General features: G+C 38.0%; 17 protein-coding genes. 14 read left to right on the top strand and 3 right to left on the bottom strand.

The annotated features are described in order from the left end of the window. Positions 1 to 479: 479 nt before the first annotated feature. The 4 genes from HMPREF9144_RS02845 to HMPREF9144_RS02830 all read left to right on the top strand — a co-directional run bounded on the left by HMPREF9144_RS02845 (position 480) and on the right by HMPREF9144_RS02830 (position 9,284). Positions 480 to 3,173, top strand: a complete 2,694-nt coding sequence (locus HMPREF9144_RS02845; RefSeq protein ID WP_006044347.1) for a 4-alpha-glucanotransferase — start codon at positions 480 to 482, stop codon at positions 3,171 to 3,173. A gap of 119 nt (positions 3,174 to 3,292) precedes the next feature. Then, positions 3,293 to 5,464, top strand: a complete 2,172-nt coding sequence (locus HMPREF9144_RS02840) for a glycoside hydrolase family 97 protein (protein ID WP_370992413.1) — start codon at positions 3,293 to 3,295, stop codon at positions 5,462 to 5,464. A gap of 43 nt (positions 5,465 to 5,507) precedes the next feature. Further along, on the top strand, positions 5,508 to 7,424 hold the full coding sequence (gene pulA / locus HMPREF9144_RS02835) for a type I pullulanase (protein WP_006044345.1): 1,917 nt from the start codon (positions 5,508 to 5,510) through the stop codon (positions 7,422 to 7,424). A 9-nt stretch (positions 7,425 to 7,433) separates the two neighbouring features. Beyond that, complete coding sequence (locus HMPREF9144_RS02830; RefSeq protein ID WP_040595371.1) at positions 7,434 to 9,284, top strand: glycoside hydrolase family 13 protein; 1,851 nt, start codon at positions 7,434 to 7,436, stop codon at positions 9,282 to 9,284. Positions 9,285 to 10,174: 890 nt separating this feature from the next. On the opposite strand, the gene HMPREF9144_RS02825 is transcribed toward HMPREF9144_RS02830, so the two are convergent. Then, entirely contained in the window at positions 10,175 to 10,963 is a 789-nt protein-coding gene (locus tag HMPREF9144_RS02825; RefSeq protein WP_006044343.1) for a hypothetical protein, read from the bottom strand. A 489-nt stretch (positions 10,964 to 11,452) separates the two neighbouring features. Here HMPREF9144_RS02825 and tsaB point away from each other — a divergent pair, with 489 nt between their 5' ends. The 10 genes from tsaB to HMPREF9144_RS02775 are packed head-to-tail and all read left to right on the top strand — an operon-like array spanning position 11,453 to position 20,824. Continuing rightward, positions 11,453 to 12,145 (top strand): tRNA (adenosine(37)-N6)-threonylcarbamoyltransferase complex dimerization subunit type 1 TsaB, encoded by a 693-nt coding sequence (tsaB, locus tag HMPREF9144_RS02820; RefSeq protein ID WP_006044340.1) that lies wholly within the window; start codon positions 11,453 to 11,455, stop codon positions 12,143 to 12,145. Between the two features lie 52 nt (positions 12,146 to 12,197). Beyond that, a complete protein-coding gene (locus HMPREF9144_RS02815) occupies positions 12,198 to 12,800 on the top strand; it encodes a DUF4290 domain-containing protein (RefSeq protein ID WP_006044339.1) in 603 nt (200 codons plus the stop codon). Between the two features lie 4 nt (positions 12,801 to 12,804). Further along, on the top strand, positions 12,805 to 14,118 hold the full coding sequence (murA, locus tag HMPREF9144_RS02810; RefSeq protein WP_006044338.1) for a UDP-N-acetylglucosamine 1-carboxyvinyltransferase: 1,314 nt from the start codon (positions 12,805 to 12,807) through the stop codon (positions 14,116 to 14,118). Positions 14,119 to 14,131: 13 nt separating this feature from the next. Next, complete coding sequence (gene rimM / locus HMPREF9144_RS02805) at positions 14,132 to 14,653, top strand: ribosome maturation factor RimM (RefSeq protein ID WP_040595535.1); 522 nt, start codon at positions 14,132 to 14,134, stop codon at positions 14,651 to 14,653. 9 nt (positions 14,654 to 14,662) lie between these two features. Beyond that, positions 14,663 to 15,817, top strand: a complete 1,155-nt coding sequence (locus tag HMPREF9144_RS02800) for a 1-deoxy-D-xylulose-5-phosphate reductoisomerase (protein WP_006044336.1) — start codon at positions 14,663 to 14,665, stop codon at positions 15,815 to 15,817. Positions 15,818 to 15,869: 52 nt separating this feature from the next. Next, complete coding sequence (gene rseP / locus HMPREF9144_RS02795) at positions 15,870 to 17,270, top strand: RIP metalloprotease RseP (RefSeq protein WP_006044335.1); 1,401 nt, start codon at positions 15,870 to 15,872, stop codon at positions 17,268 to 17,270. 7 nt (positions 17,271 to 17,277) lie between these two features. After that, positions 17,278 to 18,126 (top strand): LicD family protein, encoded by an 849-nt coding sequence (locus HMPREF9144_RS02790; RefSeq protein WP_006044334.1) that lies wholly within the window; start codon positions 17,278 to 17,280, stop codon positions 18,124 to 18,126. Positions 18,127 to 18,157: 31 nt separating this feature from the next. Further along, positions 18,158 to 18,877 carry an IspD/TarI family cytidylyltransferase gene (locus tag HMPREF9144_RS02785; protein ID WP_040595534.1) on the top strand — a complete coding sequence of 240 codons (720 nt, stop codon included), beginning with the start codon at positions 18,158 to 18,160 and terminating at the stop codon, positions 18,875 to 18,877. 3 nt (positions 18,878 to 18,880) lie between these two features. Beyond that, on the top strand, positions 18,881 to 19,915 hold the full coding sequence (locus HMPREF9144_RS02780) for an NAD-dependent epimerase/dehydratase family protein (RefSeq protein WP_006044332.1): 1,035 nt from the start codon (positions 18,881 to 18,883) through the stop codon (positions 19,913 to 19,915). A 3-nt stretch (positions 19,916 to 19,918) separates the two neighbouring features. Continuing rightward, positions 19,919 to 20,824 (top strand): hypothetical protein, encoded by a 906-nt coding sequence (locus HMPREF9144_RS02775; RefSeq protein WP_006044331.1) that lies wholly within the window; start codon positions 19,919 to 19,921, stop codon positions 20,822 to 20,824. An 85-nt stretch (positions 20,825 to 20,909) separates the two neighbouring features. Here the strand turns inward: HMPREF9144_RS02775 and HMPREF9144_RS02770 are convergent, their stop codons facing one another. Together HMPREF9144_RS02770 and HMPREF9144_RS02765 are read right to left on the bottom strand one after the other, a co-directional pair. Then, positions 20,910 to 21,257: a hypothetical protein gene (locus tag HMPREF9144_RS02770; RefSeq protein WP_006044330.1), complete on the bottom strand. Its 348-nt coding sequence runs from the start codon at positions 21,255 to 21,257 to the stop codon at positions 20,910 to 20,912. Between the two features lie 273 nt (positions 21,258 to 21,530). Next, positions 21,531 to 21,884 carry a hypothetical protein gene (locus HMPREF9144_RS02765; protein WP_006044329.1) on the bottom strand — a complete coding sequence of 118 codons (354 nt, stop codon included), beginning with the start codon at positions 21,882 to 21,884 and terminating at the stop codon, positions 21,531 to 21,533. Positions 21,885 to 22,367: the final 483 nt, after the last annotated feature.

Here is a 22,367-nt window from a genome sequence, read left to right as displayed (position 1 = left end):
AAGTAGGTATCGGTTAGCGAAATATAGGCTTTTGCATGGTAAAAGAGCCCTTTTCGCATCACAAAAATAGGTATTTCTGCATGAAGAAACTAATCTATATGTATTCTATAATGTTCTAAACACGAAATAATTAAGACTTAATTATTGCACATATCCATTTCTTTTTTCTATAAAACCTTATCACTCAATAATTAAAGAATGCACACAATTGGTCGCCTTTTTCTGAAAAAAGAATAATATTGATTGAAAAAACGCTCGGCATTTGCTATATTAAGAGGTTAAAAATAAACACTTGGCAACATTTATTAACAAAACAAAGGTCATATAAAAATCTATGTATCATTACTTTATCCAGTGGTATATATTAGCCAAGATATACTTTTGCAAACGTTTGCATGATATTAATCAAAAAACGAGCAAAAAGGTTTTGCAAGTTCGTTTTATTATTACTACCTTTGAGCCATATAACTAACAACTATATGAACTTACAATTTAATATAGAATACAAGACATATTACGGACAAGAACTTGTTCTTAATATAGTAGGTAACGAGGGTTCCGAAGCCAATTCGGTGTGCCAATACAGAATGCACACGTACGATGGACTGGTTTGGACAGTGGATATTAACAAAGAAATAAAGCCCGGCACGGTGATAGACTACTTTTATAGTGTACACGTTGGCGACCACGAGGAGCGTCGTGGGTGGAGTGTTGCACCCCATAGGGTAATGTTCAATTCATCGCAAGCATTGAATTACAGGATATTCGACCATTGGAGAGAAATTCCTGACAATGCTTTCTTATACTCTTCTGCCGTAACCGACTGTATTGTTGGTGCAAAACCAGAGAACCTAAAATTAGAGAAATTCAGCAAATATGTATGCTTAAAGGTGCGTGCACCTCAGCTTAGTGTAGGCGATTCGCTTTATTTAATAGGAGCAGACCCACTATTGGGATCGTGGAAAGAGCAGAAAGCTGTAAAAATGACACAGGTTTCTACCAACGAATGGGCTGTATGTTTCGATGTAAATCGTCTGGCAAGTAACAAGTTAGAGTTCAAGTTTATTATTGTAAACTCTAACAAAGAATACTCTCCAATGTGGGAGAATTGTAACAACCGCACCATTGAACTACCTTCAATGGAGGAAGGCGATGCTATAATATACGAACTAGACGAAGCCTATTTCACTTTACCCACAATGCGCGTAGCCGGTACACTTGTGCCGTTATTCTCTCTACGATCTGATGATAGCTTCGGTGTTGGAGACTTTGGCGACCTAAAGAAAATGATAGATTGGGTAAGTTCAACTCAACAAAAGGCACTTCAAATCCTACCAATAAACGATACTACCATCACACACACGTGGACAGACTCTTATCCTTATAGCTGTATCTCTATCTTTGCACTGCATCCACAGTATGTAAACCTAAATCTTCTGCCTGCATTAAAAGACAAGATACAACGCGAACGCTTCGAAAATGAACGCAAAAAACTGAATGCACTACCACAAATAGACTACGAACGTGTTAACGAACTTAAATTAGCTTATCTTAAACTCATCTTTGAGCAAGAAGGAAAAGACACAATTGCAAGTAAAGAGTATAAGAAATTCTTCACAGAAAACGAAAGTTGGTTGGTTCCTTATGCACAATACAGCATGCTGCGCGATAAGTACGGAACTGCAGAATTTGCTAAATGGCCAGACCACAACCAATGGGACGAAGCAGAAAGAAAGCAACTCTCTACAAGTGGTAGCAAGGCTTACAAGAGTGTAGAGTTCTACTATTACGTACAATTCGTGCTAAGTAGTCAGCTCAAAGCCGTACACGAATATGCCATTTCTAAACACGTCATACTGAAAGGAGATATTCCTATCGGCGTAAATCGTAATGGCTGTGATGTGTGGATGGAACCACGCTACTTCAATTTGAATGGTCAGGCTGGTGCACCACCCGATGATTTCTCGGTAAATGGACAGAATTGGGGTTTTCCAACCTACAATTGGGACGCTATGATAGCCGATGGTTGTAAATGGTGGTTACATCGTTTCCAGAATATGGCAAACTATTTTGATGCTTACCGCATAGACCACGTGTTAGGTTTCTTCCGCATTTGGGAAATTCCAGCCAATGCAGTGCACGGTCTTTTAGGTCAGTTCGCACCAGCATTGGGTATGACACGCGAAGAAGTAGAAGGCTATGGACTACGCTGGCAAGAGGAATTATTCACAGAACCTTTCATTACCGATTGGGTATTAGACCGTATTTTCCGTGAACATACAAACGAAATACGCGACAAATACATAGAAAAAACATGGGGTAATCGCTACAAAATGCGTCCAGAATACGATACACAACGCAAAGTAGAAGCAGCTTTTAAGGGTAAAGAAACCGACAAAGATATTTGGATTCGTGATGGTTTATATGCTCTAATCAGCGATGTGCTCTTTGTACGCGACCATAAAGACCCTAACAAATTCCACCCACGCATTAGCGTTCAGATGGACTTCATCTACGAAAGTCTATACGATTGCGACAAGAATGCTTTCAACACGCTTTACAACGACTATTTCTATCGCCGCAACAACCAATATTGGTATCAAGAAGCTATGAAGAAATTGCCGAAGTTAGTGAACGCTACACGTATGCTTGTATGCGCCGAAGATCTGGGAATGGTACCCGATTGTGTTGCTTGGGTTATGAATGAACTACGCATATTAAGCCTCGAAATACAATCAATGCCTAAAGACCCACATGTAAGATTTGGACATTTAGGCTCCAATCCTTATCGTAGTGTCTGCACAATTTCTACCCATGATATGGCTACATTACGACAATGGTGGGACGAAGATTGGAACAGAGCACAAGAATACTACAATACAATGTTACACCAAGGCGGACCAGCTCCACACCCAATGCCGGGTTGGTTGGCAAAAGACATAGTTGAGCGACACTTAACATCGCCAAGTATGCTCTGTATTCTTAGTATTCAGGACTGGATGAGCATTGATGAACACCTACGCTTAGCCAATGCCGATGCTGAACGCATCAACATTCCAGCCAATCCAAAACACTATTGGCGATACCGAATGCACGTCAGCATAGAACAATTAATGAAGAACGAAGATTTTAATAATACGATAACAGAACTGATTCTTAGGTCTGGAAGATAATAAGAATTAGGGTAATGGGGCGTATTTCTACTGCGCCCCACTACTTATATATATAAGAATAAGGTAAAAAAGAAATGAATAAATTTAAGGTATTGATTGTATTGCTGCTTTGTTCTGTTATGGCAATGGCACAAGGAGAAAGCGAAGGCAACAGTAACAAGTGGGAGACGGCAGCTTCGCCTAATGGCAAAGTAGTGGTAAGGTTTGGTATTGATAACGGCAGACCTTATTACACGGTGCAGTATGGTACGAAAGATGTAATTAAGAAGTCGTTCCTTGGCTTAGAGTTGGCAAAAGATAAACATGCTAGTAAAGGTATGAAGGAAACCAGTTTGATGGACGGTTTCGAACTAATGCAGACAATAAAGACATCGCACGATGACACTTGGAAACCTGTTTGGGGCGAAACCGATGAGATACGCAACCACTATAACGAGATGACTGTATCGCTATTGCAAGCAAAAAGCAACCGCAATATAAAAATTTGCTTCCGTGTTTACGACGATGGAGTGGGCTTCCGCTATGAGTTTCCGCAACAAAGGGATCTCAATTACTTTGTTATAAAAGAAGAACACACACAGTTTGCTATGGCAGGCGACCACAAAGCATGGTGGCTTCCAGGCGACTATGATACACAAGAACAAGAGACACAAGAGAGTAAACTATCTGAAATACGCAGTCGCTTCCACGATGCCGTAAACTGGAGTAACTCTTCTGTGGCTGTTTTCTCGGATACTGGAGTCCAAACTGCTCTACAAATGAAGTCAGACGATGGTCTTTACATCAATATACATGAAGCAGCCTGCATCAATTATCCTACAATGCATTTGAATTTAGACGATAAAAATATGGTATTCGAGAGCTGGCTAACACCCGATGCTACTGGTTTGAAAGGCTATATGCAGACTCCTTGCAATACGCCATGGCGCACAATACTCGTTAGCGACGATGCACGCGATATGCTTTCGAGCCATTTAATACTGAATTTGAACGAGCCTTGTAAGATAAAAGATACCAGTTGGATTCACCCAACTAAATATGTTGGCGTTTGGTGGGAGATGATTGTAGGCAAAAACAGCTGGAATTATACTGACGAATTTCCCTCTGTTCAGCTTGGAATAACCGACTACAGCAAGGCAAAACCAAATGGAAAGCACGGTGCAACAACCGCTAATGTAAAAAAATACATTGACTTTGCAGCCGAAAATGGTATAGACCAGGTGCTCGTTGAAGGTTGGAACATAGGTTGGGAAGACTGGTTTGGGCATTCAAAAGACTACGTTTTCGACTTCGTTACGCCTTACCCTGACTTCGATATAGATTATCTGAACAAGTATGCGCACGAAAAAGGTGTGAAACTAATGATGCATCACGAAACGTCTTCTAGCACTCAGAACTACGAACGGCATCTTGAAGCAGCTTTCAACCTAATGAACAAATATGGCTACGATGCCGTTAAAACTGGTTACGTGGGCGATATTATTCCACGTGGAGACCATCATTTTTCTCAATCAACCAATAATCACTATATGCACGTCATAGAAGAAGCAGCCAAACACCACATTATGGTGAATGCGCACGAGGCTGTTCGTCCAACAGGACTATGTCGTACATACCCTAATATGATAGGTAACGAAAGTGCACGTGGTACAGAATACGAGGCATTTGGTGGCAGTCGCCCTGACCACACGGTTATTTTGCCTTTCACACGACTACAAGGAGGACCTATGGATTACACTCCTGGTATTCTTGAAACGCAGCTAAAAACATGGAGCAACAACCAAAACTATGTACATACTACGCTTGTTGGACAGCTCGCACTTTATCTTACAATGTACAGCCCACTGCAAATGGTAGCCGACTTGCCCGAAAACTACAAGAAATACAACGACGCTTTCCAATTCATAAAAGACGTTCCGTGCAACTGGAGCAGGAGTATTTACTTGGAAGCAGAGCCTGCTGACTACATAACCGTTGCTCGTCAGGACAAGAATTCAAACGATTGGTACATCGGAGGAAAATGCGATGAGAACGGACACAAGAGTGTTTTGAAACTCGACTTCCTTGATAAGGATTACGTTTACGATTGTACGATCTATGCCGATGCTAAGAATGCGGACTACAAGAACAATCCGAAAGCATACAAAATTACCCATAGAAAGGTGAAGAAAGGCGATGTATTGAAGCTGACAATGGCTCCTGGTGGTGGCTTTGCTATATCTTTGGAGGCACGTTGGAATGGCGAAGAACATGCCGAACAGCTTACAAAAGTGAACAATACAGATTTTTAGAAATACAATATAAGGAACTTAACAAAGCAACAATATAACTAACATGAAACTAAAATATAGTATTTTCACGCTAATGACTACTTTTCTGCTCGCACTAACAGTACAAGCACAAAGTGTTTTTAACGAAGTTAGCTACTCTCCAAAGCAAACTACGTTCAAACTGAATGCTCCCAAAAAGCCTATACTGCGTATATACGACACAGGAAGGGGTGGCAATGCAATAAAAAAGATAAAAATGAAGCAAACAGCTACGAATGTTTGGGAAACTACTATCAATGGAGATTTGAAAGGAAAGTTCTATACGTTCGACATTGGACGAGGTGAAACACCTGGCGTTTTTGCCAAAGCGGTTGGCATAAATGGACATCGTGGCGCAATAGTAGATATGCAAACTACCAATCCAACTGGCTGGAACAACGACCATCGCCTGACTTTGAAGAATCCTGCAGACCTTATTATATACGAAATGCACCACAGAGACTTCTCTATTGACCCTTCTTCTGGTCTTGTAAATAAGGGCAAATTTCTTGCGCTTACCGAACAAAAGGCTATAAAACATTTAAAAGAGTTGGGCGTAAACGCTGTGCATATTCTACCATCGTTCGACTTTGCATCTATTGATGAATCGAATACAACAACTCCTCAATACAATTGGGGCTACGACCCTCTAAACTATAACGTTCCAGAAGGTAGCTATTCGTTCGATGCGGAGCAACCTACACGACGCATTTTAGAATTTAAACAAATGGTACAAGCCCTGCATAAAGCGGGTATTCGTGTTATTCTCGACGTGGTTTATAACCATACTTTCGATATAGCTGGAGGAAATTTCGACCGTACTTTCCCTATGGCATACTATAGATATACGGCTGATGGAAAACCAAGTAATGGTTCTGGCTGTGGAAACGAAACTGCTTCTGAAAAGTCGTTAATGCGACAATTTATGCTCGAAAGTATGAAATATTGGGTTAATGAATATCATATTGATGGGTTCCGAGTGGATCTTATGGGTATTCATGATATTGAAACAATGAATATTATCCGGAAAGAGTTGTCTGCAATCGACCCTAACATCTTCATTTACGGCGAAGGCTGGACAGCTGGAACTTGTGCTTATCCTACCGAGAAACTAGCTCTTAAGGCACACATAAAGCAGATGCCAGATATTGCTGCTTTCTCTGATGAATTGCGCGATGCTCTCCGTGGTCCATTCTCTGACAACAAACAGGCTGCCTTTCTAGGAGGAGTTCCAGGATTTGAAGAAAGCATTAAAGCTGGAATAGCAGGTATGATTGCTCACCCACAGATAGATTACACTAAAGTAAACTACACCAAAGAACCATGGGCAAATCAACCTACACAAATGATTTCGTATGTTAGCTGTCACGACGATATGTGTTTAACAGACCGTTTAAAAGCATCGATACCAGAGACTGAATACGATTTAGATGAACTTATACGCTTAGATGAACTTGCACAAACTGCCATCTTCACCTCGCAAGGCATTCCTTTTATGCTCTCTGGAGAAGAAATGCTTCGCGATAAGAAAGGTGTGCACAACTCATTCAACTCACCCGACGAGATAAATCATCTGGATTGGAACAACTTAAAGAAGTATCCACAACTATTCAACTACTATAAAGGCTTAATTCAGATGCGCAAAAACCACCCTGCTTTTAGACTGGGCAATGCAGAACTAGTACGCAAACATCTTGAATTTCTGCCAACACAGCACGATTGCTTGGTGGCTTTCCGACTGAAAGACCATGCTGGTGGCGACAAATGGAATAACATTTATGTTGTGTTAAACGGAAACAACACAATACAAAGCATTAATATTCCAAAAGGCAAATATACTATTGTTGCCAATAATGGCGTGATAAACGAAGGTGGAAATGGAGAAATGGAAGGTGGCGAAATAACCATCGACGCACAAACAGCACTTATTTTACACGATTAAACTACCAATATGAAACGATTATTTTTATTGATAGCTCTCTGCTCTCTGATGATTACAAGCAATGCAAAAATTGAGATTAAGAAAATAGACCCTACCAATTGGTTTGTGGGAATGAAAGATGCATCGTTACAGCTAATGGCGTATGGTGCTAATATACGCAACGCAGAAGTAACAACAAACTATCCTAACGTGCATATAGATTCGCTTGTTCGGCTCGATTCGCCTAACTATCTGCTTATATATCTTAATTTAAAAGATGCACAAGCAGGAACTATGAACATTGATTTCAAAATAGGAAAGCAAACTACAACTGTGAAATATGCCTTGCTAAACCGAGAAATGAGCGGAGACGAACGTAAAGGATTCGACAATTCAGACGTTCTTTATATGCTTATGCCCGACCGTTTTGCTAATGGCAACCCAAAGAACGACATTGTAAAAGGTATGCAAGACCAACTTTGCAATCGCAACGAACCAAGTCTTAGACACGGTGGAGATATTGCTGGAATTATGCAACATCTTGACTACTTTACCGACTTAGGCGTTACTGCTCTTTGGTTTACACCTGTTTTAGAGAACGATAGACCTGCTGATGGTGGAAAATCTAGCACATATCACGGATATGCCACTACCGACTACTACAGGGTAGACCCACGTTTTGGCACTAATGCCGACTACAAAGCACTGACAGACGCTTGCCACAAACGTGGACTGAAGGTGGTAATGGATATGATTTTCAACCATTGTGGCGACTATCATATATGGAACAAAGATGTTCCTGCAAAAGATTGGTTCAATAGTCCAAACTATGCACTACAAACTTCGTACAAACTTACACCAGTACTCGACCCATACGCTAGCAAAATTGATAAAGCCGAAACTGTAGATGGGTGGTTTGTAAGGTCGATGCCCGACCTTAATCAACGCAATCCGCACGTAATGAAATATCTCATTCAAAATTCAATATGGTGGATTGAAACTGTTGGAATAGATGGTATTAGAATGGATACTTATCCATACGCCGACCGAAAAGCAATGGCAGACTGGATGAAACACATTAATTTGGAATACCCTAACTTCAATACGGTAGGAGAAACATGGGTAACCGAACCTGCCTACACTGCTGCTTGGCAAAAAGATAGCAAGCTAACAAACGAAAACAGTTACTTGAAAACCGTTATGGACTTTGCTTTCTTCGACCGCCTTTCGATGGCTAAAAACGAAGAAACTGACGATTGGTGGAAAGGATTTAACCGTATTTACAACGTGCTCTGTTACGATTATCTTTACCCAAACCCAGCCAGCGTAATGGCATTTATAGAAAATCACGATACCGACCGCTTTCTTGAAAACGGCAAAGATACTTTAGCACTGAAGCAAGCATACGCTCTACTGCTAACTATGAGGCGCATTCCACAACTTTATTATGGTACAGAAATATTAATGAATGGTACAAAAGAAGTTACCGATGGCAATGTTCGCAAAGATTTCCCTGGTGGATTCCCTGGCGATAAAGCAAATAAATTTACACGCAAAGGACGCACTGCCGCAGAGAACGCTATGTTCGACTGGACCGCTCGCCTACTCCATTGGCGCAAAGGTAACGACGTTATTGTTCATGGTAAGCAAATTCAGTTCATTCCATGGCACGGCATCTATGTAGTAACACGTCAATATAATGGCAGAACCGTAATGACTGTTATTAATGGGCGCAACACATCGGGCAAATTGGAAGTGAAACGCTATGCAGAAATTATTGGAAACAACACAACTGCTCACGATGTCTGCACAGGAGAAAGTGTATCGCTATCGGCAGATGTTCCACTAAAAGCGCGCCAAACAATGGTGTTAGAATTTTAACGAAAACACTTTACGTTAGATAAACACATTTCTACAAAAGAAACACAACTCTACAATACATCTGCTGAATGGTTCGTTTAAACACTATTCAGCAGATGTTTTTTTAAGCCAAAAACCACTATTAAAGGCTCCAAGAATTTAGTTTTTTGCACAACACCAATCCCACTATATACTTCCACATAACATATATGTCCGTATAATTTTATTCAGAAGTTAAGCCATTGAATACAGTCAGAAATAGTTTTACTTACACGTAAGTAAAGTTCTACTTACACGTAAGTAAAGTTTTATTTACACGTAAGTAAAGTTTTACTTACGTGTAAATAATAGCACAGAAACAGAGTATTGCTAATACGCAATGCATATTTAATTAGAATAGCAACATTAGAAAACCACAATAAAACCAATGTATCAACGCAGATTACAAGGTTTAACCCAAAACGGTTATTAGAGCTTAAACATATTTTTGTTTTATTATTGAGCAGATTGTATGCCTTTACAACGCATACGTAGCGGGCTACGCCAGGTTACGAAGACAGGCAAGATGCCGATAAGAAAATAAACAATGTTAGGAAACAACACCCTAATAATAAGAACTATATTGTGGCTTAATTACCGAGATTCGGGTTTAAATACAACTGTACACACTCTTCAGAGATAGCATATAGTACTTGTACAACGGTAATGGAAAATTAGTTGTCCAAAAAATATGCTTCCGAAATATATTTATAATGCACTCTACCATTTATCGCCTTTATATATAAAAACATCATGGCTATTGCTATTATAACAAGTATCTTTATAAATTGGTACAAAAAAATAGGGGCGCCTCTTTTAAAAGAGACACCCCTGATAATATATTTTTTCACTAATTATTATACTATCGCTAATTATTTACCGATGTATTTTACAGACTTTGTTGTACCATCAGCAAACTTAACAGACTTGATAGATACACCCTTACCAGCCTTAGACAGCTTGCGACCAGAGAGATCGAAGTATGTTTCGCCTACAACCTGCTTGTTTGCACCAGCTGCAACAGTTTCGATACCATTAGGATCAGTAGTAAATACTGTCTCAAGATCGCCACAGAAGAGAGACTTTTCGTCGCTCCAATAGCCACCTAACATCTTTAACTTTAAGTCGTCCATTGTTTGACCTTCCATGTATGTTTCGCCAAGTTTAATAGAAGCGCCATCAACATAGAACTTAATAGGGTCGTCTATAGGTTGTATTTGTCCATCTTTTAATTCCATATAACCTACCTGGATACCAGCTTTAGAGCCATTTTGAAGTTCTCCGTAGTATATGTATTGACCTGCAGGAATAGTAATAACGTTGCCATCCTTTGTACCTTTTATCCAAGCGTTGAATGGATCACCATCAATATAAGTACCGAAAGTAAGTGCGTTCTTCAGATAAACAGTCTTGCCATCAGCAGCTGTAACCATAAGCAAATCGCCTGCTGGCTGTCCATTTTCTGCCAATTTTGCAAGGTCAAACAAAGAAAGTTTCTGCTTACCGTCCTCACCTTTTTGGTAGGCAAACATCTTACCGCTAACACGTTTGTAGGTTGTTAGAGTACCAGCTGGCTGGTCTTTAATAACTGTAGGATCGTTTTGTGCTTGTACACTAACGCCCAAAATTGCTACGAGAGCAAGGAGTAATAGTTTCTTCATAATTTAAATGTTTAAGTGATATAATATTTGTTCTTTAAAAATCTATTGCTATTATCTTGTAAAAGGCATTCTCAGCTTACACAAAACAGAGACATTTGCTTTTCTACAATTGCAAATGTAGGAAATGTTTTATTGGGCGACAAATTTTGATACTAACATTTTTAATTATTTAACACTAATTCTTTACTATCGATATAGATTTCTCTATATATGCTAACTAATACATATATATAGGCAATACTGCAACACAGCAAATGTAAAATTAGCAGCATTGTGTTCACACTTCGCATAGAGAGTAAATTTGTTTACAGTATAGAAGATTATAGTTTCGCACATCAAAGATTTACCGAAGCAAGACATCTATTTTATCAAAGTTGCATTCTACTTTCATAGTTTAATCTATTTTCAGTTGGATAAAGATAGATTAATTAAAAATTTAATAGTATCTTTGCAAGTTGTATAGATAAGAAAGCAAAAGTAAAACAAAAGATGTCGTGCATATTAAACATAGAAACAAGCACTAATGTGTGCTCTGTGGCACTAAGCGAAGATGGTGCTTGCATATTTACAGAGGAGGATCATAATGGTCCTACCCATTGCGAACAATTAGGAAAGTTCGTTGATGAGGCTCTATCGTTTGCCGATAGCCATGCCATTCCAGTTGATGCAGTAGCAGTAAGTAGTGGTCCTGGTTCGTACACGGGGCTTCGCATAGGAACCTCTATGGCAAAAGGAGTATGCTATGGAACTAATATAAAACTTATAGCAGTGCCCACATTAGAGCTTCTTTGTGTGCCAGTACTGTTACATCACGAGGAAATAGAAGACAACGCATTGCTTGTTCCAATGATTGATGCACGCCGTATGGAAGTGTATGCTCAGGTGTTCGACCGTGCTTTACACGAGGTTCGGTCTATCCAAGCCGATGTTGTAGACGAGAATACCTATAAAGAATATCTTGACAAAGGTCCTGTATACTTCTTTGGTAATGGTGCTGAGAAATGTATGGAAACTATCAATCACCCAAACGCACACCTAATAAAAGGTATTGAACCTTTAGCTAAGAATATGCTTCCATTAGCAGAAAAGCGAATAGCATTAGGACAATATGAAGATGTAGCATATTTCGTTCCGATGTATTTAAAAGACTTTGTAGCAAAACAAGCAAAGCCTCTATTATAAATAAAGGTAGAAAATAAAAAAGAAACGAAACAGAATAAAAAGAAATAGTAGAATGGAGATAGAGGGATTGGACTATAATACTCAGCGCAAAAAACTATTGTTGCCTGAATATGGACGCGAAATACAAGATATGGTGAACTACTGTGTAGACCTACCAACAAAGGAAGAGCGCCAACAATGTGCCGAAACTATTGTTTCTATTATGGATAGAATGAACCCACAAAGTAGAGAAAACACTGACTATGAGCAGAAATTGTGGGACCATTTGGCTATTATGGCTGACTTTAAGTTAGACATAGACTATCCATTTGATGTTTCGCAAGCTCTAAAAATTACAACAAAGCCGAAACCAATGTCCTACCCAATGTCAAGAATACCTGTTCGCCATTATGGAAAAATGATGTTCGAACTATTCGATCAGCTAAAAACAATGGAAGATGGAGACGAGAAAGACGAACTCGTTAAGTTGGTTGCAAACCAGATGAAACGTTGTTTAATACAATGGGGACATGGTTCGTCAGACGATGAGAAAGTAGCTTCGGACCTTGCTCGCTTCACGGACGGAGCTATACAATTGGATTTAGATACCTTTAAATTCGATAAAATAAATCTAAAAGATTTACAACCAGCACGCAATAACAAGAAGAAAAAATAATATTATGGAATGTTTTGTTATTGAAGGAGGACATCGTTTATCGGGAACTATCGTACCACAGGGAGCGAAGAACGAAGCTTTACAAGTGATTAGCGCAACTTTACTTACCAGTGAAGAGGTTGTTATTGACAATATACCTAATATCTTAGATGTAAAAAACCTTATAAAGCTACTCAAAGATATAGGTGTTAAGGTTACTAAACTTGACGAAAACAAATACTCGTTCTGCGCTAACGAAGTGAATTTAGACTATTTAGATAGCACTGCCTTTGTAGAAAAATGCTCTTCTCTGCGTGGTAGCGTTCTGCTTTATGGTCCACTCTTAGGTAGGTTTGGTAAAACAACAATAGCAAAACCTGGAGGCGATAAAATTGGACGTCGCCGTTTAGATACTCACTTTCTTGGTTTCAAAAGTCTTGGAGCACACTTTGAGCATAGAGAAGAGCGCAACGTGTACGACTTAAAAGCAGAAAAACTTGTTGGAACTTATATGCTTTTAGATGAAGCATCGGTTACGGGCACTGCTAATATCGTTATGGCTGCAGTCTTTGCTGAAGGTAAAACCACTATATATAATGCAGCTTGCGAACCTTATTTGCAACAATTGTGCAAGATGCTCAATGCTATGGGGGCAAAAATAAGCGGTATTGGAAGCAATTTGCTCACCATAGAAGGTGTTGAAACTCTAAAAGGAACTCAACATCGCATACTTCCAGATATGATAGAAGTAGGTTCGTTCATTGGAATAGCAGCTATGATAGGCGATGGTATAAGAATAAAAGATGTTTCGATTAAGAGTCTTGGTATTATTCCCGATACATTTCGCCGACTCGGTGTGCAGATAGAAGAACAAGGCGACGACCTTTTTATTCCACGTCAAGAACATTATAATATTGAGACTTTCATTGATGGAACCATTATGACCATTGCCGATGCTCCATGGCCAGGTATAACACCCGACCTAATTTCGGTATTACTAGTAGTTGCAACTCAAGCTCAGGGAAGTGTACTCTTCCACCAAAAAATGTTCGAAAGCCGCCTATTCTTTGTTGATAAGCTGATTGATATGGGTGCGCAAATTATTCTTTGCGATCCACATCGTGCGGTTGTAGTAGGACATGATAATAGTCGCCCATTGCGAGGAGGTAGAATGTCGAGTCCTGATATACGTGCAGGAATTGCTCTATTAATTGCTGCAATGTCGGCTCAAGGAACTAGTCGTATCGACAATATATCGCAAATAGACCGTGGTTACGAAAATATTGAAGAACGACTCAATGCATTAGGTGCAAAAATAAGTCGTGTGGACATTTGTTAAAGCAGTATTGCTAATGATAAAACAAGAGGAAGTTTATAAAATAGGTATACTCGGGAAACCACACGGAGTGCGAGGAGAAATACAATTTCGATTCACCGATGATGTGTTCGATCAATGTGATGCAGAATATTTAGTGCTCAACATAGATGGCATTCTTGTACCTTTCTTTATAGAGGAATATAGATTTCGTTCAGAAGAAATGGTACTTATAAAGTTTTGCAACATTGATACAGAAAAGCAAGCACGCGAACTTACAGGAACAACAGTTTATTTTCCACGTGCCGTAGCAGAAGAGAATAAAGACGAATTATCGTGGGCTCAAATTGTTGGATTTAATTTATTGGACAATAGGACAGGTAAGATTGTAGGTAAAATAATTTCTGTTGATGATTCAACCATCAATTTATTATTTGAAACAAAGACAGAAACTGACAATATCCTCTTAATTCCTGCTAACGAAAATCTTATAAAAGGGATTAACAAAGCAAGGCAAACTATTGCAATGGAAATACCCGACGGACTCTTAGAACTCTAGTTTAAAACAATGAAACAACAAATATGTATACTTGGTTCAACTGGAAGTATCGGCACACAAGCTCTTGATGTAATAGAGCAACATACCGATTTATATGAAGTTTATGCCTTAACAGCTAACAACCAATGGGAGAAGCTAGCAGCACAAGCACGTAAATTTCAACCTGCAGCCGTGGTTATAGCGAACGAAAAGCACTATAAGACATTGCAAAAGGAACTTTCCGACCAACCAAATATAAAAATTTATGCAGGTAAAGAGGCATTAAAGCAAATTGTAGAAGCTGAACCTATCAATATGGTGGTTACTGCTATGGTGGGATTTTCAGGTCTTGAACCTACCATACACGCTATTAAAGCACGCAAAAAGATATGTTTGGCAAACAAAGAAACACTTGTTGTGGCAGGAGAACTTATTTGTAAGTTAGCAAACGAGTATCATACACCAATCCTTCCTGTAGATAGCGAACACAGCGCTATTTTCCAAAGCTTGGTGGGAGAGGACAATAACGAGATTGAAAAGATAGTGCTGACCTGTTCTGGAGGACCTTTCCGTCTTTTCGATGCAGACAAACTAAAAACTGTTACAGCTGCCGATGCTTTGAAACACCCTACTTGGGATATGGGAGCAAAAATCACGATAGATTCTGCTTCACTAATGAATAAAGGCTTCGAAGTTATAGAGGCTAAGTGGTTATTTGGTATTCCTGTAAGCAAAATACAAGTTTTAGTGCACCCACAATCTATCGTTCACAGCGCAGTACAGTTTATTGATGGTAGTGTAAAAGCACAATTAGGCGTTCCCGATATGCGTTTACCTATACAATATGCTTTTTCTTTCCCCAACAGACTTACATTAAAAGGCGATCGTTTAAACTTATTCAATCAGCCATTAGAATTCTTTGAGCCTGATATGGATAAATTTCGCTGCCTCGCAATAGCGTATGAAGCTATCGAAAGAGGTGGTAATATGCCTTGTATCCTCAATGCTGCCAACGAAATAGTAAATGAGGGATTCCGCAAAGGACAATGTTCATTTCTTAAAATGGGTGAAATTATTAACGAAACCATGCAGAAAGTGGCATTCGATGCTACACCATCACTTGATGTTTATTTGCAAACAGATGTAGAAGCACGTAGAATCGCAAGTGAACTAATGGTTAATTAAGAGAATAGAGAGTAAATAATTAGAAATAAAAAAACAGATTATAAAGTAACGAATGGAATCTTTTCTTATCCGATTGCTCCAGTTTATAATGGCAATCTCGCTGCTTGTTCTTCTCCATGAAGGCGGGCACATGTTCTTCGCAAAGCTATTTGGCGTCCGCGTTGAGAAGTTTTTTGTATTCTTCGATATGGCTATCGGCAAATGGAACGGTATGTTATTCAAGTGGAAACCTAAGAACGACGACACAACATACGGTATGGGGTGGCTTCCTCTCGGTGGCTATTGCAAAATTTCAGGTATGATAGATGAAAGTTTCGACACGAAACAGATGGAGAAAGCGCCACAACCGTGGGAATTTAGAGTGAAACCCGCATGGCAACGTCTACTTATTATGATTGGTGGTGTGCTCGTAAACTTCCTTTTAGCACTGTTTATCTACTCTATGATAATGTTTACGTGGGGCGAAACCTACTTCAAAGTATCAGATATGCGTATGGGTATGCAGTTCAATGAACAGGCAAAAGCACTTGGTTTTAAGGATAAAGATGTTATGTTGGCTACCGATAAGGGTGCATTCCGTGAATATGCTAATATCAATGGCGATTTCTTCCGTCAGATAGCTCAGTCTAAATATGTAGAAGTGTTGCGTAATGGAAAGAAAACACGTATTGAAATGCCAGGCAATTTAGATATGCTTTCGATGGTAAAAGAACGACCTCTATTTGCCGAACCATATATTCCATCACGCATCGATAGTGTTGCTGCAAACACTCCAGCTATGAAAGCTGGTATAAAAGCAGGCGATTTACTAAAATCTATCAACGGTAAAAATATTAATACATGGGCTGACTTCCATTATCAAATAGGTGTATTAAGCGATGTTGCCGCTGTAAAGAAAACTCATAAAGATTCTTTGGCTCTCCGCAACGTAGTACTTACGGTACAACGCAGTGGTTCTAACAAAATAGATACCATAAAGATGCAGCTCAATCCTGAATTAAAGATGGGTGTTACAGAAAGTTCTCTGCTTTCATATTATAAACCCACACAAGAGAAATTTTCTTTCTTTGAAAGTTTCCCTGCAGGCGTAAAATATGGAATAAATATTCTTCGTGGTTACGTAGGTAATTTTAAATATCTTGCTTCTGCCGATGGCGCAAAGAGTTTGGGAGGCTTTGGTTCTATTGGAAAATTATTTCCACCTTATTGGGATTGGTATATGTTCTGGAATATGACAGCCTTTTTGAGTATTATGCTTGCCTTTATGAACATTCTTCCTATCCCTGCACTTGATGGAGGACACGTTATGTTCTTATTATACGAAATAATTACACGCCGTAAACCATCTGAAAAGTTTATGATTCGTGCCGAGTATGTAGGCATCACCATACTTATTTTGCTAATGGTTGTAGCCAACTTAAACGACATTTTGCGGTGGATAGGCGTTATGTAACATTTATATGATAAAGCTATTCAACACTGGCGAAACTCAAGAAACACTCCGTCAGGACTACAATCCTGACGGATCTGTACTACGACGAGCACAATTGCGTATGCTCGATATGGCTATCTATTTGCAAGAAACTGCTAAAAAGATAGGTATTCCACTAAGGTTAGATGGTGGAAATGTGCTCGGAGCATTGCGTCATGGTGGCTTTATTCCTTGGGACGACGATATAGATATGGTAATAAATCAGAAGGATTTTAAACGTTTCTGCGATTATCTAAAGGCTCACCCCCACCCTAATTATGTATTGCAAGACAATTCTACCGATTCAGGTTTCTATAAAGAATGGGCTTGTCTACGTGATTTAAGAACCGAAAATCGTAGCCATGAAAACTTTAATAGTGAAAATAGACGTATTCACGAAGCACAAAAATATCGTGGATTGCATATTGATATATTTCCTTACGAAGGAAATATGATTCCTTGGTTGCAACATCTTGCAGCTAAACTATCGGTAAATGTAAACCTTAAAATGGCAGGACGATATCCTCGAGCTGCACAAATATGTTATAACTTATTACACTATTTTGTTTTTCCAATGTTTCGTTGCATTGGAAAGATATTTGGTAATCCAAATTTGTATATGCACTCTTATGGGGCATGGTTTTACGAACAAAATCCTAAACGTATAATGATACCTCATAAAGATATTGTTTTTGAAGGTTACACGTTTGAAGGACCAGCCGATGCAGAAGAACTTTGTCGTATCGCATACGGAAATTTTATGGACCTTCCTCCACGCGACAAACGCGACAGACATAAGGTTGATATTGTGTTCTTCGATGATGAGAATGCGCAATAAAGACAGAAACAAAACCAAAAACAGCATAAACATGAATATAGCCGTTATCTTTGCAGGTGGTTCGGGACTAAGAATGCACACAAAATCGCGTCCAAAACAGTTTCTCGACTTAAATGGAAAACCTATTATTATATATACGCTCGAACTATTCGACAATCATCAACAGATTGATGCCATTATAGTTTCTTGTATCAAAGAGTGGATTCCGTTTCTTGAAAAGATGCTTCGCAAGTTTGAAATTAATAAAGTTGTGAAAATTGTACCTGGTGGAGCTACCGGACAAGACTCTATTTACAATGGTTTGTGTGCAGCCGAAGCGTATGCGAAAGATGAAAAAGCAACAGTTCTTATTCACGATGGTGTGCGCCCGTTGATAACTGAGGAAACCATAACAGACAATATAAATAAAGTAATGGAATGTGGTTCTTGCATTACTTGTGCGCCTGCTACCGAAACCTTTATAGTTAAACAAAAAGATGGGAGTTTAGAAATTCCAACACGTGCAAATTCTCTGATTGCACGTGCACCGCAAAGTTTTTATCTATCTGATATTCTTTCTGCTCACCGCCATGCTATTAGTGAAAATTGTCATAACTTTATTGATTCGTGTACAATGATGAGTCATTACGGCTATAAGTTAGGAACAATTATCGGTCCAATGGAAAACATAAAGATAACTACTCCAACCGATTTCTTCGTATTCCGTGCTATGGTAAAGGTTCACGAAGACCAACAAATTTTTGGTTTATAGAAAATGAATGCTATTCTTGAACAAGACATAGAGCTTTTTGCCCAACAATTCGCCTTAAAAGACGAACTTCGTAAAAAGACAATTGCCATAACAGGTGCAACAGGATTGCTCGGAGCATGTATGGTTCGCTGCCTATTAAAATTAAATAGTCAGCAAAATCTTGGTCTACGCATATTGGCAGTAGTCAGAAATACAGAAAAAGCTGAAGTTATGTTTGGTAAACAAAACGATGTCTTGTTTTTTTATGCTTATGATTTTTCAAAAAATGAGATTTTCAATCCTACCGAAAAGATTGATTTTATTGTGCATTTTGCCAGTCCGACAGCTTCAAAATACTTTGTAGAATATCCTGTAGAAACAATGGTTACTGTGTTTAATGGTACAAAAAAACTACTCGATTATGCACGTACAAATGAAATTCAATCTGTATTATTGGCATCGTCATTAGAAGTTTATGGAACAATTACCAATGATAGCAAGCCTCTTACTGAAGATGCACAAGGTTTTCTTAATCCAATAGATGTTAGAAGTAGCTATCCAATGGCAAAAAGAGCTGCTGAAACGCTCTGCCACAATTATGCTAAAGAATATGGAACACACACAAAAGTTGCACGTTTAGCACAAACTTTCGGTGCTGGAGTTACTAAAAACGACAATCGTGTATTTGCACAATTCGCACGCAGCATTATTAATGGCGAAGATATTATAATGCACACAAAAGGCGAACTCTGTCGTTGCTATTGTTATACTACAGATGCCATTGTTGCTATGCTATATATTCTTTTACGTGGAAAAGATGGCGAAGCCTATAATGTTGCAAACGAAACCACTTATATCTCCATTAAAGATATGGCTACATTCCTTGCCGAAACATTCAATCCAAAGGTTAAAGTTGTAGTAGAACTTAAAGAGAATATGGGCTATTCGCCCACAACAAAATTACGTTTGTCTACCAATAAAATTCAACAATTGGGTTGGACACCTCATTACAATTTACAACAAATGTTCCACCGCCTTATCGAATCGCTGAAACAATAGTTTATGTCTGCTAATATATTCCACAGAATCAGCCAATCGCTCTTTCACATTTACGAGCGAAAAGACTTGCGTCAATGGGACGTTACACCACAAAAGCACCTACCTATTTATGGTGTTTACCACATTATGCTGGATACTGGTTGGGAAAAATTAGCACGAAAGCAAATAGAAAATCTAAAGAACAGCGGACTTTTATCTGCCACCGAAAAACTTTTTGTTAGCTGTATTGCTGCTGATAAGACCAAAGTTGATGAACTAAAACAATTGATTGATAGCGAAAAGGTAGAAATTATCTCATTTTCTACCAATCCTCAAAAGTACGAATACCCTGCCCTACAGTTTATTAAAGAACTAAGTCAGCGTAAAGATTGCCTTGTATATTATTTTCATTCAAAGGGAATTTCCTATCAATCGTTAGAATCTAACGACCATCTTTTCCGTTCCTTTCAACAAAAAATAGAAGCTTGGCGCGAAATGCTGGAATATTTTATTTTCGATAAATGGCAAGTGGCTGTAAATGTTTTATCAAATGGTTTCGATACTTACAGTTGTTATCGTTGGCCTCCTCGAAATTACACGATGTATTCTGGAAGTTTCTGGTGGGCAACGTCTGCTTATATTCGTAAACTCCCAGATTTTCAATCGGATATTATTTCTTCTAACCGTTTTTATTCTGAAGTATGGCTTTTCGAACGAAACCATCAACAATTTTCAGCTTTCGATACCATTGCCGACCTATATTTTGTGCGTATTCCACGTTCTATTTATGACGAAAGAACACCTTCTTTTATAGATAAGCTACGGTTTTCGTTTATGTATAACTTCCGAAAAATACAGAAACATATTTTCCATTACAACTACAAAAAACGTTGTCAGCAACGTTTTCAACAACTGAAAAAGCAGATATAACCTGTATTTAAACTATCTATAAATTCAAAAAGACTATTATAAAACAGCCAATTTTTATTTTAAATCTATCAAACTCTCAATAAAATTAAGTCCATCTTTTAGTAGACTTTAGCTGTGTATAATACTTTTCGTCTTTCTGTGTAATTATATGTTTAACAAGCAATTTCTCTAATATTTCGTCCGAAATTTCCTCATCTTCTACGCAACCAGTATTTTTTGCTAATAGTTGAAGTGCTTCCTTTATGAAGAAACTTTTGTTGGAAACATCTAATTCATCATCATTTTTTAAGTTGATAATAAGTTTCTCTATAAGTTGCTTATTAGATTTGTTTACAAGAAAGTCTTCCTCATCAGAATCAAAATCTGTGTCATAATAATCTACTAAAACAGATTTTATTCTTTCTATTTCCTTTGAATAATATTCTTTGCTCATCTTCGCTTAAAAATTTCTTATTATTTAGGGATTCAATACATTCGTATTGTTCTTCAAACATCTATAACAGCTTAGTTTAAAATCGTATAATAACATTTTGGTTGGTTCAAAGTTGCGGGGGCATTATTCGTGAAATTTAATTTTTGCCGTATAGATGCAATGTTTATTTCCTCGTTAAGTCGAGAAATTTAAACTTGTAGCATCACTTTAATTTTCATCATTACAAATTCCGTCTATTATTTATGCTTGTTTCAGCACAGCTCTTTCTAATGTTTAACGATGGAATCCATTATCTTCTAAGTCCATCAATAAATATTCTTGTAAACTACCGCTTACTTTTTTACCATTACACATTAATTCGAAAGGATGCTGTTGATTCTTAAATGTTGCTGTTCCATCAACAAACGAAAGAATATCAGATACTGTTTCAATCATTATCATTTTTACAAATTCTTGTAAATGCTTTCGGTTAGAATTATCCAATGAATTGAACAATAGTTGCCCACTTCTCCAACTCTTATTCTTAAAAGGCTCTTGACTTGAGTATTCTAATGTCTCAAAATACCTTTTAAAATTTTCAACAAGAATTATATCTTTAATTTCTTTAGCAATAAATTCTTCTGTCATACTTTTATTTTTAAAGTTGATTCTATTTCATCATTACAAATTCTGTCTATTGTTTATGCTTATTTTAGTACATCTGTTTCAAATGTTTAAAACAATTGTCTATAGCTGATTTCTTTTGTTATGCATACATCATTTTAAATTAAGATGAATTAAACGCATTATAATAGTCGTAAAAATATAGCTTTTAGCAAAATTCACCAAAACTTTATAATACTAATCTACGAAGAATTACCTATAAAAACCGCTATAATAACCGAAAACAAAGTTACAGAAATATTTTGTATGGCAGATGAGTTCTTAAAGTTTTTTGATAAAAGAATAGTAAATGAAACATTAAGACCTGTTTTGCAATAGAAACCCCCATTGTAATTCAACAATGCTAAAGGCAATAAACAAAGTAGATTCGAGAGGTTTCAGCTACTAAATGCCCATTACGCCAAAAAATATAATTACAAAATAAAAAAATATAATTATGAATTTTAA

This window comes from Prevotella pallens ATCC 700821 (assembly GCF_000220255.1).
In the GTDB taxonomy this organism is placed as follows: Bacteria; Bacteroidota; Bacteroidia; order Bacteroidales; family Bacteroidaceae; genus Prevotella; species Prevotella pallens.
The sequence above is the reverse complement of the archived record's forward strand: the minus strand, read 5'-3'. Positions and strand labels throughout refer to the sequence as shown.

What these genes read in the sequence shown, in the direction of transcription:
- HMPREF9144_RS02765 (WP_006044329.1), bottom strand. Translation starts at nt 21,884, where the DNA reads ATGACAGAAGAATTTATTGCTAAAGAAATTAAAGATATAATTCTTGTT.
- HMPREF9144_RS02790 (WP_006044334.1), top strand. Translation starts at nt 17,278, where the DNA reads ATGATAAAGCTATTCAACACTGGCGAAACTCAAGAAACACTCCGTCAG.
- HMPREF9144_RS02800 (WP_006044336.1), top strand. Translation starts at nt 14,663, where the DNA reads ATGAAACAACAAATATGTATACTTGGTTCAACTGGAAGTATCGGCACA.
- HMPREF9144_RS02845 (WP_006044347.1), top strand. Translation starts at nt 480, where the DNA reads ATGAACTTACAATTTAATATAGAATACAAGACATATTACGGACAAGAA.
- HMPREF9144_RS02785 (WP_040595534.1), top strand. Translation starts at nt 18,158, where the DNA reads ATGAATATAGCCGTTATCTTTGCAGGTGGTTCGGGACTAAGAATGCAC.
- HMPREF9144_RS02770 (WP_006044330.1), bottom strand. Translation starts at nt 21,257, where the DNA reads ATGAGCAAAGAATATTATTCAAAGGAAATAGAAAGAATAAAATCTGTT.
- HMPREF9144_RS02775 (WP_006044331.1), top strand. Translation starts at nt 19,919, where the DNA reads ATGTCTGCTAATATATTCCACAGAATCAGCCAATCGCTCTTTCACATT.
- HMPREF9144_RS02830 (WP_040595371.1), top strand. Translation starts at nt 7,434, where the DNA reads ATGAAACGATTATTTTTATTGATAGCTCTCTGCTCTCTGATGATTACA.
- pulA (WP_006044345.1), top strand. Translation starts at nt 5,508, where the DNA reads ATGAAACTAAAATATAGTATTTTCACGCTAATGACTACTTTTCTGCTC.
- HMPREF9144_RS02825 (WP_006044343.1), bottom strand. Translation starts at nt 10,963, where the DNA reads ATGAAGAAACTATTACTCCTTGCTCTCGTAGCAATTTTGGGCGTTAGT.
- tsaB (WP_006044340.1), top strand. Translation starts at nt 11,453, where the DNA reads ATGTCGTGCATATTAAACATAGAAACAAGCACTAATGTGTGCTCTGTG.
- rseP (WP_006044335.1), top strand. Translation starts at nt 15,870, where the DNA reads ATGGAATCTTTTCTTATCCGATTGCTCCAGTTTATAATGGCAATCTCG.
- HMPREF9144_RS02780 (WP_006044332.1), top strand. Translation starts at nt 18,881, where the DNA reads ATGAATGCTATTCTTGAACAAGACATAGAGCTTTTTGCCCAACAATTC.
- rimM (WP_040595535.1), top strand. Translation starts at nt 14,132, where the DNA reads ATGATAAAACAAGAGGAAGTTTATAAAATAGGTATACTCGGGAAACCA.
- HMPREF9144_RS02815 (WP_006044339.1), top strand. Translation starts at nt 12,198, where the DNA reads ATGGAGATAGAGGGATTGGACTATAATACTCAGCGCAAAAAACTATTG.
- murA (WP_006044338.1), top strand. Translation starts at nt 12,805, where the DNA reads ATGGAATGTTTTGTTATTGAAGGAGGACATCGTTTATCGGGAACTATC.
- HMPREF9144_RS02840 (WP_370992413.1), top strand. Translation starts at nt 3,293, where the DNA reads ATGGCAATGGCACAAGGAGAAAGCGAAGGCAACAGTAACAAGTGGGAG.